Here is a 17,348-nt window from a genome sequence, read left to right as displayed (position 1 = left end):
AAAACGCTAAATCATTGAATTTAATTAATATACTTTATAAATTTTGACTAAAAATATACATTGTTTCTAGTTTTAAATAATAAATCTGTCCAAAGGATTTTTAAATCCGATGAACTACAAATTGTTCCACTTTTTTACTCTAAAAAACGACATTTTGTTTATTATTTTTAAATAAAAATTAAACAAAACAATATTGAATACAATTTGAAGGTCAAATTTCTATATGCCATGTCGGAATAAATGAATGCCTTTCCAAGACTATTCTCACAATATCATTGAAATAATAAAAACCCATTATGAAAGGAAATAATAAATTTAGAGAATCGATAAAAAAACGTACTTGCAGTAAGAACTAAAGAATAAGAAAATAGTAAACTCAAAAAGCAATTTAGATGTATTGGTATCTAAATTGCTTTTTGTAGTTAAAAAAATGCTCTATTATGGACAATCAGTAAATAATTGATAAATCGTTTATTGCGTTACGAGCAGTTGAGGATATGGAGTTGGATTTTTGTCTATTATAGTTGTCGGCACATTTTCCTTTAAGTTCACTAATACTTTGCTGTATTCAGGATGGGATGCAAAACTGCTGTTGATAAAAACACCATGAGTTTTTGTTGTTGCCCCACCAAAGCGTCCATTAACAGTTGAATTTATAATATTGTGGTTTTCTTCATAATAAATAGTATTAGCAAATACGGTAATATTATCAAGCAAATTACAGCCTTCCATTGTTGTACTTTTAGAATTGATTAGAAAAGCTGCGCTGTTATTACTAAAATTGCAGGAGTAATAACTTAAATCACCATTAATAACTGCATTTTCTTTATAAGTATAATCACCTACAGTACCGGTGACAGCTGATCCTTTGTTGTTAGTAAAATTACAGTTGGCAGCAATGGCAAAATTTTGTCCTGACGTATTTAAAGCTGTTTTATTATTGTCAAATTTGCAATCTACCCAAGCATTTAAATTATCTGCCCTGGTAGCTCTCATTGAAACTGCTATACCACAATTTATAAATTGATTTTTATAAAACATGGTTTTGTCAACAAAACTAGAAGTATCACTATCATTTGCCCATGGCATAAGAGGGTCTTGAAAAAATCCAATATTACAATCAACAAAGCCCAAATTTTCAAGAAAATTATTATCAAATCCTTTTATTTTTTTGAGATGTATACCATAGTTTTGATTTCTAAATACTACAAATTTCATTTTTTGCAGTGCCATATGCTGTGTCCCATAATCCTGTGAAGAATAGATTCCTGCGCTTCCGCCCTGCAGGGTTAGATTTGCTAATATAAAATTAGTGTCCTGTCCTCCAGTAAGAGATATTAAAGGAAAATCATCTGTTAAACCAACAATTACCGTTTTTCCAGTTCCCTGACCGATTATACCGTGATTAGAATCAATTGGAAGTTTTAAGGTAGCGCCTATGTAAAAAATTCCTTCTGGTAATTCGGCAATACCGTTCGTATTGATTAAATTTTGAATATAGCTCGTTTGATCAGGCTTCCCTGCTCTTTCTGTTTTCCAATTAGGCCCTAATGGGTCTGGCAATGTTTCCCAATTCGCTCTGTCCCAAGCTTTGTATTGTGGTCCTTGTATTGTATTTGAAAGTGTATTAAAAACGGAAGTATTTGTTATTGCAGCCGTTTGTTCAACTCCATTATAATTTACAGCATTGCTTCCATCCAGATTGCCCAAAAGATCAAATCCTGTAACGGTTCCAGATTTTCTTAAATAATTCCCTAATCCAAATACTAAAAACATATTCGTTTTTGTTGACAATACATCAGTAGAAGTTCGTAGAAACTTATTATAAAAGGATAGATTATTAGCGTCAATATCATAAGACGGAGTTGGATTCGATTCGTAACTACCTCCACCAAAATCAGTTATCTTAAGATTACCCATGTTTTTTGCCGAAAACATAGCTTTTGTACCTTCATTTAAAAGATTCCAACCTTCAGCATCTAAACCTACAAAGGTAGCTGACTGTAATCCGTCAAGTTCTGTAGTATCACCGTGAGGTGTTAAAAAATTAGTATGGACATGTACATTACCATAACTAGGATCAATACTGTTTCCTTTCATTATAAGAAGATTGGAAACTGTCCCTGCTTGATGTTTAATTATCTTAGTGTTTCTAATATATCCTGATACACTACAATCAATTCTGATTGGTCCGCCAAAGTCTATAAACGAATTATCTCTAAGTGCGACATTGGTACCTTGTAAAGTAGCCCATTTGATGCTTTTAAAAATACATCCCGAAATTTCAGCACCACTTTCAAACTTTATAATTTTATCAGAAGGAAGCAGATTCTCTAAACGTACATTTTTACTTCCTGCTGCAATTGTTATATTTGAAACTTTTGTTAAAGATGGATGTCCGTATAATCTCTTGTCACTAGTCATTACAATATCTACACCAGAATAATCACCTTTTTCTAATCGAACAGATCCATATTTATCTAAAGCTGACTGCAGCGTCGCTTTTTGGGCAATTGGCAATAAATAAGCTTTAAAATAATCAATTTCTTCTAACTGATTATTTACACCGGTAGGAGTTTCAGGAGTTTTTACAGGAGCTTGATCAAGTGAATACTGGTAATTTTGCGAAAAAACTGCTGTTGAAAAGAGTAAAAAATAAATTAAATGCTTCATTGTCCTGATATAATATAGGAATTTGTACCTGTTTTTCTAAGAAACCCAAACCTTACATTCCCAGCAGCGCTCGTAAAATTTGCACTACCGTTTGCATTATAATTTATTGTTACACCTGACGCGGCTTGTATAGTCAATATAGCGCCATTATGAGCTTCTAAATTAATTGTATCCCCTACCAACATGCTCGAAAAATTAGCAGTTAGTGTAAATGTAGCTGATGCCGTACATTCAATTGTATTATTTATATCAGTGGAGGCAATACTCCTTGAAGAAGTAAATGAAATGACTGTAGCTCTGACAGCAGGAGCCGTTGTGGTCCCTCCTATCAATCTGTCAGCTGTTTTGGCATGCAAAGCATAAGGTACGCTCAAAAGCTGTGTAACGCCAATAATGTTATAATTGCTGCCACCAGTTGCATCTACTTGTGTTTCTATAAAGTAAGGTCCTTTTTCCCAAGCTATCTGACTAAAATTACCTGTTACAACAGTTCCACTTCCAATTTCCAAAGAAACAAGACCATTGCTATTTGTAGAAGGTGAATGTGTTTCTTGATAAACAGCAGTGCCTGTTGAAGTACCTTGATGCACAATTACTTTAAGACTTATTTTTGAATTAACCACCAAGCTATTATTTTGACCACGAATAATTGCCTGATAGCTCATTTTTTCTGGTGACTGTGCAAATACTTTAGCAGTAAAAGCCACAAATAATAATACAATTGTAAGCGCAATTTTCATTCTTTTAATTTTTTAATATTTTAAATGTTTTCAAAACTTGGTTATCTATATATACTGTTAATATATATAAAGATGAACTAAGATTACTTAAACTAATTTGGGTTTCAGTTTCATTAATTATACGCTGTTGCAGCAGTCTCCCTTGAATGTCATAAAGCTTATAATGTCGTATTCCATTTTCTATTTCCAATCCTTTCAAACTTAAGTTTACATAGTCTGTTGTAGGATTTGGAAAAACAAATAATTCTGTAATTGGTACTTCAATATCGGGTGTGTCCAATGCTTTGTCTTTTTCTTGCTGTTGCACACCTTGGGCTACTTTGTAATCGGATTCTCCTATATACATATAGAATACTTGCCCAATAGAATATGATACTGTTCCAGAGGAGCCAGTAGCAGTACTTCCTGATGGAATAATAGTTTCCATTATATCAGTATCACTCCCTTGTGTATTTTGACTAATCCCTTTAAAAGAGAACAGTAACATAGTGATTATAAGGAAACTAGTATTTCGAAAGCTTAGATACTGCACAGTTTATTAATTCTTTATATTTTTATACTGCAAAAATATTTAATTTCAAAATTAAATCGATATAATAAAATTTATTTCCGATAAAGCACACAAAATGTAGTATTTTAATGACTATTTACTTACATCTAAAAAGCCAATTTTATGATTTTTTTGCACTTTAATTAAAAATTATTAATCCTATCGCTCTGGGAATTATTCGATAAATTAAATACTTGATTTTGTAAAACATCTGCGGGGTATATATAACTAACGCTGATCTGTTTTGATAATTATGTCAGGAGACATTTTTTGCTTAATTTGTAAATTATACTGCATATTTTTTTTTAATTGATAGTTACGGTACGTTAAAATACGAATTTCGCAATTCATCAACTTATAAATACTTAATAAACAACAACTTACATGCAAACTATTAGCCAGGTGCCTTTTAATTTAAAGTCGCTCCTCTTTATCATGTGCTGTTTCAATTACTGTAAGTCATTTTTAGTTTAAAAAAGCAGGAAACATACTAGAGCTTTTATCAATAGGGAATTGGCAAGCAAAAAAAATCATTAATGTCAACAAAAAAGAAAATTACTGAATTTTTCAAACTTGCAAATCCATAGTAGTTGAGATAATAATCTTTAATAAATAGCATATTTGGAAACAAAACTCTGTAATAAATTTTGCTCAAAAGAATCGTGCAATAATTATATAAAATTTGCGTGATATAACCCAAAACATGCTTTTAATCGATAATAACAGCTTTATATAGAAATTACAAGTTTTAATGAAATAATTTTCCTTGATTTGATTAAAAAATGAACGATATTCATTAAAACAGTGAAAACAATGTAACAAAAAAGCCAATAAACTGTTTTTTTTTCAACCTTTTATTATTCTTTATACGGGAAATTGTAAAGACAAAAATGATTTTTATTCCACTAGTTGGCTTGCGATAACCTTGCGTTTTCCTTGCTATATTTTTATCAATAGTATTTTGCAGACTTTTAATTTTTTAAAGAAATTACGATGATAAGACCTAACAATAATAATACTCATAATAAGATGCGAGATACAAAAAACTCTCATCCCATAAACACATTATATGAACTGTTTGCCAAACAAGTAGAAATGCATCCTAATTCCATTGCCCTGGAGTTTGACAAAAAACAGGTAACTTACAGTGAATTAGAGCAAGCCGCTTCAAAAGCTCATCTTTCTCTTTTAAAACAAGCAAAAAACGAAAACATAATCGGACTCTCTACAACACGAGGTGTAGAGCAAATTATCTTTATGTTGGCTATTTTAAAAGCTGGTAAAGCTTATCTCCCAATTGATTTTGGATACCCAAAAAGCCGTATATTAAATATCATTAAAAATTCCAATTTAACCTTCTGTTTATCAAATGATACAGATGAAGCTACTGTGTTATCTCTGGGGCTTAAATCATTGAAAAACAATGACATTCAAAATCAAACCGACTGCAATCAAGACGCAATGTCTCAAAATGCTGCATATATTTTGTATACTTCTGGCTCGACAGGTGAACCAAAAGGTGTATGCATGGGACAGGGAGCACTTATAAATCTTATCAATTGGCAAAACAAAAAATCAACGAGTACAAATGGAACACGTACTTTGCAATTTGCTCCTTTAACTTTTGATGTTTCTTTTCAAGAAATTATGGCAACTTTAAGTACAGGAGGCACCCTTGTTTTGATTGAAGAATATTTAAGACTTGACATGGTTGCCCTTATAAACTTCATTGAAAAGCAACAAATCAATAGACTTTTTTTACCATTTGTAGCATTACAAGCTTTAGCCGAAGCCGCTTTTAGTGCAGACTTATTTCCTAATTCGCTCAAAGAAATAATGACCGCTGGTGAACAACTTAAAATCACGCCTGTAGTACAGGCATTTTTCACGAAGTTGAATACTTGTGTTCTTTATAATCAATATGGGCCTACGGAGTGCCACGTTGTTACTGAATTAAAATTGGACGGTGATCCCGCTTATTGGCCAACATTACCCTCAATTGGCAAACCTATTTACAACACTTCTATACTTATTCTCAATCAAAATCTTGAAATTGTAGACAATGGAGAAATTGGCGAACTCTATATTGCCGGCGAATGTCTAGCAGAAGGCTATTTGAAAAATGAGCAGTTAACCAATGAAAAGTTTCTTGATTGGAAAGCACCCGACGGCAAAAATATTCGCATTTATCGCTCGGGAGATATAGCTAAATATTTGCCCGATGGAAATATTGAATTTCTTGGACGTCAAGATGATCAAGTTAAAATTAGTGGACACCGAATAGAACTGGCTGAAGTTGAATTGGCAATTAATTCTTTAATTGGCATACAGCAAACAGTTGTATTAGCGTCAAATCTTTTAGGGCAAACTCAATTGGCTGCCTATATTCAAACCAGTCAAGAAAATATTGATATCGCTGCTATTCGTGAAAAAACAGCAACCATATTGCCTGATTATATGATTCCCTCCTACTTTACCTTAGTTAAGGAATTTCCCAGGACCTCTAGTGGAAAAATTGATAAGAAAATGCTCCCGCCACCTGAATACAATAGACCAAGCAATGCACCTTTATATAAAAAAGCAACTACTGAAATTCAAAAAAACATTACTAAAGCTTGGTTTGGTTTGTTTCATATACCAAAAATTGGAATTGATGATAATTTTTTTGAAATGGGAGGAACATCTTTGTTGGCTCAAAAATTAGTGGCTGTTTTATTAAAGGAATACAACTATAAACTCCCCGTAACAAAACTATATCAATTTCCGACAATTTCTCAAATAGCTGAATATCTAGAACCTAAAAAAGATACGGAGGCTAAAAACAACATTAAAAAAGATACTAAATTGAATGGTTCAGCTGATGTGGCCATTATTGGTATGGCCGGAAGATTTCCAGGAGCAAATACTATAGACCAGTTGTGGGAAGTATTAAAAGAAGGTAAAGAAACAATTTCTTTTTTCAAACCTGAAGAGCTTGATCCTAGTATTCCAGAATCATTACGCAATGATCCGCTTTATGTAAGTGCCCGTGGCATTTTACCCAATTCAAAGACTTTTGATGCTGCCTTTTTTGGAATAAATTCAAAACTAGCTGAAGTAATGGATCCACAGCAGCGCATATTCTTGGAAATTGCTTGGGAATCTCTTGAGCAAACTGGTTATTTGCCGAAACATTACAAAGGCACAATAGGCGTTTATGCAGGTACTGGCGCCAACACCTATTATAAAAAAAATATATTACCTAATACTGAAATAATAGATCAAATTGGATACCTGCAAGCAGAAACTGTTAACGAAAAAGATTATATTTCTACAAGAACAGCTTATCATTTGAACTTAAAAGGTCCAGCGGTTAGTGTTCATTCTGCCTGCTCAACCTCCTTGCTTGCTATCGCCGAGGCTGTAGAAGCTATCCGAAATGGTCAATGCGACATCGCACTTGCCGGAGGTTCAAGCATTACCGCTCCTATTTTTAGCGGACATCTTTATCAGGAAGGTTCGATGTTGAGTCCTGATGGGCATTGCCGTTCTTTTGATGCTTTAGGAAAAGGAACTGTATTTAGCGATGGAGCTGGAGTTGTGCTTTTAAAAAGTTTAGATACAGCCCAAAAAGATGGTGACAAAATATACGGTATTATAAAAGGCATAGGAGTTACAAATGATGGGGGCAGTAAAGGAAGTTTTACGGCTCCAAGCGTTGAAGGACAAGCTCTTGCTATAACGAAAGCAATTCAAGATGCACGAGTTTCACCCAATTCAATCAGTTATGTTGAAACTCACGGAACCGCAACGCCGCTAGGTGATCCTATAGAAATCGAAGGACTTAAAATGGCTTTTGGAGAACAGGACATAAATAACTTTTGTGCCTTAGGGTCGATAAAAAGTAATATGGGACATCTTACTGCAGCCGCTGGTGTTGCCGGATTAATAAAAACAATTCTGGCAATGAACAACAAGGTTATTCCGCCTTCATTAGGATTCAATAAACCCAATCCAGCAATTAATTTTGAAGATAGTCCGTTTTTTGTAAATGCATCATTACGCAATTGGAATTCAAACGAACCATTACGAGCCGGTGTGAGTTCCTTTGGAGTTGGTGGCACTAATGTCCATATTGTTGTAGAAGAATACCCGACTGAACAGAAAAAATCGAGTCCGAGCCGTCCCTTGCAACTGTTGATGTGGTCCTCCAAATCAGAAAAAAGTGCTAAAGGTTATGAAACGGAATTAGGTAATTTTCTTCAATCAAAACCTGATTTATCATTGGCAGATGTTGCTTTTTCACTAAATAAAACTAGAGAGACTTTTGCGTACAGAAGTTTTCTTCTATCCGAAAGCAATACAGATGCAAGTCGGGAGCTTCTTTCGGATCAAAAAAACAATATCAAAAATGCGGTCTTAAAGATTGCCCCAGGAGAACTAGTTTTTCTTTTCCCTGGTCAAGGCTCTCAATTTTCTCAAATGGGAATTAATCTTTATAAAAATGAGCCCGTTTATAAAGATGCAATCGACAAATGTGCAACAATCTTACTGGATGAGTTGTCATTAGACATTCGTGAAATTCTATATCCAGAAATCGTAACACCAGAGACGGAGACAAGATTGAAAGAAACCCGTTTCACACAACCTGCGTTGTTTGTAACAGAATACGCATTATCACAACTTTGGTTAAGCTGGGGAATAAAGCCAACCGTATACTGTGGCCATAGTATTGGAGAATTTGTAGTGGCTCATTTGGCAGGCATTTTTAGTCTAGAAGATGCGTTGCATTTAATTGCAGTTAGAGGACGTCTAGTCAATGAACTTCCTGCAGGAAGCATGCTTTCCGTAAGACTTCATGAAGACAAATTAAAAGAGCTTCTCCCAAAAACGCTTTCTCTAGCGGCTATTAATTCTGATTTTTTATGTGTCGTTGCTGGAAAAGATAGTCACATAAAAGAGTTTGCCAAATCATTAGATGCGATAGAAATTGCTAATAACTTGCTTTTCACCAGTCATGCATTTCATTCATCAATGATGGATCCAGTATTGGAAGTCTTTGAAAATGAAGTAAAAAAGGCACGTCTTAATAAGCCTACTATGCCCATTGTTTCTACTGTTACAGGATCCTGGCTTAAAGATGAAGAAGCTGTTAGTTCAAAATACTGGTCAGACCATTTGCGCAGTACAGTGAGATTTGCACCTGCAGCAGATGTCTTGCTAAAGTTAGAAGATCCTATTTTTATCGAAATTGGTCCAGGGCACACATTAACTACTTTGACGAAACAGCAGGCAACAGGAAAAATAATCCCTGCATTTACAAGTTTAGCAGCACCTAAAAATAAGATGAATGAATACAATTCTGTTTTGCAGACCTTAGGTGAACTATGGCAGAAAGGAATTGATCCAGACTGGAATGCTTTTTATAGCGGGCAAGACAGGCAAAAAGTTGAATTACCAAGCTACGTGTTCGATCGGAAACGCTGCTGGATCGACCCCCCTTTGGTGCAAATGCAAAATTCAATACCGGTTTCTGTTGCTATAAACGCAAAAAATACAGACATAATACAAAATTCGATTAGTAAACTAAATGGAAACAAACCTATGAGAAAAACTACTATACTTAACAACATTTCTTCAATTGTAAGTCAAACATCTGGTATAGATTACCCAAATGATGCATCTTCTCAAAGTTTTCTTGACCTTGGAATGGATTCATTAACGCTTACTCAGCTTGCCATAAGGTTAAAAAAAGATTTTAAAATTGCCATAACCTTTCGACAACTCAATGAAGAATTTAGTTCACCCTCTCTTTTGGCAGATTATCTTGATCTAAATCTTCCACAAGAGGAGTATAAAAGCATCGAACCAACAAAAATAGTTTCAAACGTAATTGCTGCCCCAACAGCAACTGCCAATCTAGCTTCTCCTACATTCAACAATACGAGCAATACGGCTTTAGGGTTGATCGCGCAGCAACTGCAGCTTTTAGGAAAACAAATGGAACTTCTTCAGGGTAATACTGCAGTGGAGTCTAACGAAATGCATCAGGAAACATTTCAACAATCTGAGACTGATATAAAAATTGGAAATACAGTTGAAGAAGTAAGAACACCTGAAGAAATTTCTGAACATCAAAAACCTTTTGGAGCATCTCCTAGAATTGAGAAACAAACAAAGGAAATGAGTACTTCTCAAAAGGAATTTCTAAATGAATTAATAGCTACTTACACTGCAAAAACCGGAAAAAGTAAATCCTATGCTCAAAAAAATAGAAGTTTTATGGCAGATCCAAGAGTTGTTTCTGGATTTAAACCTTTAACTAAAGAAATAGTTTATCCGATTGTCATCGAAAAATCCAGTGGAAATCGTTTATGGGATTTAGATGGAAACGTCTACATTGACACACTTAATGGATTTGGATCTTGCTTTTTTGGCTATCAGCCCGATTTTATCAAAGAAGTGCTTCATCAACAAATCGAAGACGGATTTGAAGTAGGACCGCAACACCCATTAGCTGGAGAAGTTTGTGAATTGCTGTGTGAGTTTACAAAACAAGATCGCGCTGCACTGTGTAATACCGGTTCTGAAGCTGTTTTAGGTGCAATTCGAATAGCCCGAACTGTTACTGGACGCTCATTGATAGTTGCGTTTTCTGGCTCTTATCATGGTATAATAGATGAAGTTTTGGTTCGTGGCTCAAAAAAATTAATTTCTTTTCCTGCAGCTCCTGGAATTATGCCTGAATCTGTTCAAAACATACTCATTTTAGAATATGGAACAGAGGAAAGTCTTCGTATTATACGAGAACGAGCAGATGAACTGGCTGCTGTTTTAGTGGAACCGGTTCAAAGCAGAAGACCAGAATTTCAGCCAATAGCATTTTTAAATAAGCTGAGAGAACTAACTGCCGAGACTGACGTACCACTAATTTTTGATGAGGTTATTACAGGATTCCGTATGCATCCAGGAGGCATCCAGGCCCTTTTTAATATTCAGGCCGATATCGCAACTTATGGAAAAGTAATTGGTGGCGGACTTTCAATTGGTGCTATTGCCGGAAAACGAAAATATATGGATGCACTTGATGGCGGCCATTGGCAATATGGTGATGATTCTATTCCAGAAATTGGCGTTACATACTTCGCAGGTACTTTTGTAAGGCATCCGTTGGCACTTGCTGCATCAAAAGCAGTCCTAACTCATCTTAAAAAACAAGGACCAGATTTACAAGAAAGACTAAATAATATGACTAGTCGCTTAGCAGCCGCATTAAATACAGAAATCAAAGCAAAAGAACTGCCAATGACAATTAATCATTTTGGTTCTCTATGGCGACTTAAGTTTAATGACGATGTACTTTACGGCGAATTGCTATTCACTTTACTTCGTGAAAACGGAATTCATATCTGGGATGGCTTCCCTTGCTTTTTGACTGAAGCTTATAAAGAAGAAGACATTAACCAAATAATTCAAACTTTCAAAAAATGCCTTAATAAAATGGTTTCAGCTGGATTCTTCACTACTAATAAATCGGAATCTATTTCATCGAAAACACCAAATAATTCAGTTGTTATCAATAAACCACCAGTAAACGGAGCAAAACTAGGAAGAGACAAAGATGGTAATCCGGCTTGGTTTATCGCAGATTCGAATAAAAAAGGCGAATATGTTAAACTTGATTTATAAACCCCTAATACTAAATTATGACTGCTAAAACAATTGAATTAATTCGTGTAGGAGATTATGTTGTTGAAAAAAAACATGGTATGACATATGATGAATTCTCTAAAAATCATTTATTTGCTAATTATCCTGTGGTAATTGGCGATGCTTGTGAAGGCTGGAACGCAAAGGAAAAATTTTCTTTAGAATTCTTCAGATCTACTTATGGAGACAGAGAAGTTAACGTAGAAGGGAAAAAATTCAAACTGAAAGATTACATCGACTTGATGGAAACTTCGACAGTAGAAAATCCTGCGCCTTATCCTTGCAAGCTTCAAATGGACGCCGACTATCCAGAACTAATACCTGATGTGTCGCCACGATTTAAATATTCTTTGCCAGACTGGACGCACAGCAAATTAATATCAAAAAGATTTACAGGTACTGCTCAAACATTAGAAATATTTTTTGGCAGTCCAGGAGGCGTATTTCCTTATGTGCATTACGATTATTTATGTCTTCATGCTTTTATAACCCAATTGCAGGGAGTAAAAGAATTCACCGTTATTCCTCCTAGTCAAACGCCCTATATTTATCAAAAAAAAGATAATCTATGGGTTTCAGAAATACCAGATTTAAAAAATATCGATTTTGAAAAATATCCACTTTCAACAAATTTAACGCCAATTACTTTTACTGTAGGACCGGGAGAAACATTATTTATTCCTTGTGGCTGGTGGCATACGGCACACTCTTTAACCGAAACAATTTCGATTGCTCAGGATTGTTTGAATACCTCTAATCTAGGTAAATTCAAAAAAGAGGTTTTTATTAATTTAACGAAGAAGAAAAGCATAAAATCTGAATTAGCAAAAGTTTATTTATCAACCATGATATCGACAATAAGGGTATTAGATTTCTTTGGAATTAAGAAGAATTTTAAAGCATAAAATAGCTTCTATAATTTATTCCTAAAAAATTGATTGTACAATATTAATAGAAAAAATAAAGTGGAAGTTCTAAAAAACAATGCAACTTTTAATCCATTTTCTGGACCAGAGTTAGAAAAAGTCATACCTACTACAAAAACACAAGCTGAAATTTGGACAGGTTGTTATTTTGGAGGCGATGATGCAGCTAGTGCTTATAATGAATCACTATCAGTAGAATTTAACGGCCCATTAGACACTGGTGTTATGGATCTGGCTATTCAAAAATTGATAGAACGTCATGAGGCATTGCGCGCTACATTTAGCACAAACGGTATTTATATGTCTATCTATAAACAACTTTCAATAAATATTGCCCAACTCAACCTATCTCATCTCGATCCATCTTCCCAGAATACTATCTTACAGGAATACCTTCATAAAGACGCCCATTTTCTTTTTGATCTGATTAACGGACCATTAATCAAAGTAGGTTTATTGAAGTTTTCTGAAACGAATCATAGATTAATCCTTACTGTACACCATATAATTTGTGATGGATGGTCACTTGGAATTATTCTTCAAGATCTGGGAGCACTTTATTCAGCTTATGTTGAAGGCAAAATACCTAATTTGCCAGAACCTATTCCCTTTAGCGCTTATGCAGATGAAGAACAATTATTTTTACAAAGTGAAAAAAATAAAAAAGGAGAACAGTTTTGGAATGAAATATATAAAAAATCTGTACCGATTATAAATTTGCCTACAGATAATCCAAGACCACCACTTCGAACGTACAAAAGTCAACGTTTAGATTTTGCTTTAGATACAAATTTATTATCAAAGCTAAAGCAAACGGGTTTAAATGCTGGTTCAAGTTTAGTAACTACTCTCTTGGTAAGTTTTGAGTTATTTTTATATCAAATAACAGGTCAGGATGATATCGTAGTAGGTTTGCCTTCTGCTGGTCAAGCTACAACAGGAATGAATCATTTGGTGGGACACTGCGTTAATTTACTTCCATTAAGAAGCAGGCCAGACTTAAATAAGAGTTTTAACGATTACTTAAAACAACGAAAATCAGAACTTTTTGATTGTTATGATTATTCACAACTAAGTTTTGGACAGCTCTTACAAACAATAAATATTGCCCGCGATCCTTCACGAATCCCTTTAGTGCCCATTACATTCAACATAGATATAGGCATGACTGATGGTGTTCATTTTACAAATTTAACCTATAAATTAACGAGTAATCCGAGGGCTTTCGAAACTTTCGAAATTTTTCTTAATGCAAGCGGTACCGAAAAAAATCTCGTTTTTGAATGGTCTTTTAACACGGCTCTGTTCCTACCAGAAACCATTAAAAAAATGATGGCCTCTCTAGAAAAAATAATAGAAAAAGTTACCGATGATCCAACAAAAACTTTAGAACAAATTACGAATCAAGATTTTATAAGTGAATACAACGAAATAAATGCAACAAATGCCAGCTATCCTAATAGCGTACTGCATGATTTAATTGATTTACAAGCAAAACAAACACCAGAAAATGTAGCATTAGAATTTCTCGATACTGTTATTTTATATAAAGACCTACAAGTTCAAATCAATCAAATGGCCCATTATCTACAAGATAAAGGTATTTTACCCGGCGATTTTATTGCTGTTTCAATGCCTCGTTGTTCAGAACTGGTAATTTCATTATTAGCCATAACGCAGTGCGGTGCGGCTTATCTTCCTTTAGATCCTGAATATCCTATTTCTAGACTACAATTCATGATGGATGATTCTGAAGCTAAATTTTTACTAACAAATAAAGATGTATCACAATCATTATTAGAACTGGCTGATATTATTTTAATAGAAGATGCCATGGCAATATTGAGCCAATTTCCAGTAACCAAATTAGAAAGAAAAGTTGATTTTGAAACTGTAGCTTATTTACTCTACACTTCTGGTTCTACAGGTAAACCAAAAGGAGTTCCTATTACTCATAAAAACTTAGTTAACTTTCTTTTTAGTATGGCTAAGGAACCGGGTATTAATCCAAATGACAGGTTGCTTTCTATCACTACTATTTCTTTTGATATTGCTGGTTTAGAGCTATACTTGCCACTTATTAAAGGAGCTACACTAATAGTGGCTGACAATGAAACTGCTAAAGACGGCAGATTATTACTAGACGTGCTTAAAAAACAAAAAATCAGTTTTTTACAGGCAACTCCCACAACTTGGTCAATGCTATTAGATTCTGGTTGGTCAGCACCGTTGCCAATAAAGGCGCTTTGTGGCGGAGAAGCCATGTCTGCCGATCTTGCGAAAGAGCTAATAAACAAATGCGATACCATTTGGAACGTATATGGCCCGACAGAAACCACAATTTGGTCCTCTGTAAAACAAATAACTAGTGACGATTCATTAATTACAATTGGTAAACCTATTGCAAATACGCAGCTTTATATAATTAACGAGCATGGCAAACTTTTGCCACCTGGAAAAATTGGAGAAATTGCTATTGGCGGAGATGGATTAGCGGCAGGATACTGGAAGAGGCCGGAACTTACAGATGAAAAATTTATAATTAATGAGTTTTCAAATTCAAAAATAAGTGTCGTATATCGCACTGGAGATTTAGGCAAACTTTTACCTAACAATGAAATTGTTTGCTTAGGACGCTTAGATCAGCAAGTCAAAATTAGGGGCCATCGTATTGAACCAGGCGAAGTTGAACAAGCTTTGATGGAACTTGAAGGCATAAAATATGCTGTAGTACTAGCTGATAAAAATTTTCTTATTGGCCATATTGTTCCAGAAGGATCTATTGAAAATGCTGTACAGCAAATTCCTTTATGGCGCGAAAAATTGTCTTCTCAATTACCATCCCATTTAGTTCCTCATGATTTTAATCTATTAGAAAAGTTCCCAACAACGTTAAATGGAAAAATAGACCGTAAATCTCTTTTGGAATATAAAACCGATACAAACATTGGATATACACAGCCTCGGACAGAAGAAGAAGAAATAGTAGCTGCTATCTGGAAAGAGAGCTTGAATTTGGAGAATGTTGATATTTTCAGCAATTTCTTCGAGATGGGTGGCCATTCGCTCGTTGCGGTTAGGGTCATGAGTAAAATTGAAGAAAAAACGGGAAAAAAATTACCCCTTTCTACTCTATTTGAACATTCAACAATAGAGAAGTTTGCAAAATTAATAGCTGGTAAAGAAATTTATTCTGATTGCTTAGTAGCAATAAAATCTAGTGGCACTAAAATTCCCCTTTTTATTGTGCATGGTGCAGGACTCAATGTTCTAAATTTTGTCAACCTCAGTAAATATTTTGATGATGATCAGCCTGTTTACGGTATTCAAGGCACTGCAAAAGAATACAATGACTGGTACGAATCAATTGAAGATATGGCCGCTCATTATGTAGATGCCATCATTAAAAAAAATCCTAACGGGCCTTACGCTTTAGCAGGCTATTCTTTTGGCGGTATTATTGCCTTTGAAATGACCCGCCAATTAAATGAACTAGGCAAAGAGGTTAGCTTGACCGCATTACTTGATTCATCAATTGATTCTTCTTTTTATTATAGAACTTATTGGCAAAAAAAAATAGTCCGATACAAAGAAATGATTTTTAGCTGGAGGGCTTTTAAGATTCGTATTAATGAAAATAAATACATCTTAAAAAGTTTTTTTGGTAAAAACAACAATACGATGGAGCAAAAAGTTATGACAATTGAGCAACTTATCGAGGCTGACGGCATGATAAAAAAAATCATAGACCGATATCAACTTAAACCACAGCATTTTAAAGTAGATTTATTTCGATCAAAAGATGATATTGACCATAAAGTTGACCCAAATAATCTGGGATGGAAAAAGGCTGCCTTGAAAGGAGTCGCAATTCATAATATCTCGGGTAATCATTATGATATTTTAGCGCCACCAAATGACAAGGAATTGGCCAGACTACTTCAAGAAATTCTAGATAAAAAACATGAAAAAATCTAAACTATTTGTTTCTTTTTTAACTATCAAAAGTAGTCAGTTATTTCCTGATAAGGAATACTATTTGAATGCAAATGATATTATCATTTACAATATATATTTGCCCGATTTTCTCAATTTGCAATCTGATTTATATCTATTTCTCAATTCTATTGAAATTAAAAAAGCACAGCGGTTCTACAAGGAAATAGACAGAAACAGGTTTATCATATACAGAGCAATTTTAAAACTTCTTTTAGGCGCTTATACTAAATTAGATGTTAAAAATATTTATCTTGATTATGATTTTAATAAAAAACCTTATTTAGCTTCTCATCCTTGGCTGCATTTCAATATCTCACATTCTGAAAACTTTGCTACTATTGCGATTTCACGCAAAAAAGTGGGCATTGATATTGAATATTTATCAGATGACTTTAAATATTCAAGTCTTCTGCCAGATATTTTTGATGATATTGAAAGAGTTACCATTCAAAATTCCAACGACAAAAAAAAAACATTTTATATGTTATGGACACGCAAAGAGTCTTTTGTTAAAGCGCTAGGAAAAGGAATTGACGAAGATTTTAAATATATACCTTGCTCAGACGGACAGCATTATGTCGATTTCAGCTTAATAAAAAATAGCCAAAACTGGCAGGTATATACATTTGATCTTACGGATTATTATTTGGGCACCGTAGCATTTGAGGGTTTAGCGTCAAATTCGAACAACATTGAAATGTATAGTATGCCAAATAATATGAAAGATTTACTGAAGATGAAACCAATGCAATGATGAATTACAGTCGGTCT

General features: G+C 34.2%; 7 protein-coding genes. 4 read left to right on the top strand and 3 right to left on the bottom strand.

The genetic code is table 11. The annotated features are described in order from the left end of the window. Positions 1-471: 471 nt before the first annotated feature. The 3 genes from EV145_RS17750 to EV145_RS17740 are packed head-to-tail and all read right to left on the bottom strand — an operon-like array spanning position 472 to position 3,840. Positions 472-2,673 carry a hypothetical protein gene (locus EV145_RS17750; RefSeq protein WP_133526530.1) on the bottom strand — a complete coding sequence of 734 codons (2,202 nt, stop codon included), beginning with the start codon at positions 2,671-2,673 and terminating at the stop codon, positions 472-474. After that, the gene (locus EV145_RS17745) at positions 2,670-3,413 is read right to left on the bottom strand and encodes a hypothetical protein (RefSeq protein ID WP_133526529.1); all 744 of its coding nucleotides are present in this window, start codon (positions 3,411-3,413) and stop codon (positions 2,670-2,672) included. The genes EV145_RS17750 and EV145_RS17745 overlap by 4 nt, the downstream gene beginning before the upstream one ends. A 4-nt stretch (positions 3,414-3,417) precedes the next feature. Continuing rightward, complete coding sequence (locus EV145_RS17740; RefSeq protein WP_166638480.1) at positions 3,418-3,840, bottom strand: T9SS type A sorting domain-containing protein; 423 nt, start codon at positions 3,838-3,840, stop codon at positions 3,418-3,420. A 1,116-nt stretch (positions 3,841-4,956) separates the two neighbouring features. On the opposite strand from EV145_RS17740, the gene EV145_RS17735 reads away from it, so the two are divergent. Genes EV145_RS17735 through EV145_RS17720 form a run of 4 tightly spaced genes read left to right on the top strand, consistent with a single transcriptional unit; the run spans position 4,957 to position 17,331 of the window. Next, positions 4,957-11,631, top strand: coding sequence for a polyketide synthase (locus EV145_RS17735; protein WP_208110914.1), 6,675 nt, complete (start codon positions 4,957-4,959; stop codon positions 11,629-11,631). A 17-nt stretch (positions 11,632-11,648) separates the two neighbouring features. After that, a complete protein-coding gene (locus EV145_RS17730) occupies positions 11,649-12,557 on the top strand; it encodes a cupin-like domain-containing protein (RefSeq protein WP_133526527.1) in 909 nt (302 codons plus the stop codon). Positions 12,558-12,590: 33 nt separating this feature from the next. Next, a complete protein-coding gene (locus EV145_RS17725; protein ID WP_133526526.1) occupies positions 12,591-16,556 on the top strand; it encodes a non-ribosomal peptide synthetase in 3,966 nt (1,321 codons plus the stop codon). Then, complete coding sequence (locus tag EV145_RS17720; protein WP_133526525.1) at positions 16,543-17,331, top strand: 4'-phosphopantetheinyl transferase family protein; 789 nt, start codon at positions 16,543-16,545, stop codon at positions 17,329-17,331. The genes EV145_RS17725 and EV145_RS17720 overlap by 14 nt, the downstream gene beginning before the upstream one ends. Positions 17,332-17,348: the final 17 nt, after the last annotated feature.

Origin of the sequence: Flavobacterium sp. 245 (assembly GCF_004362055.1) — a bacterium.
Taxonomy (GTDB): domain Bacteria; phylum Bacteroidota; class Bacteroidia; order Flavobacteriales; family Flavobacteriaceae; genus Flavobacterium.
This window is presented reverse-complemented; position numbering and strand designations above follow the sequence as displayed.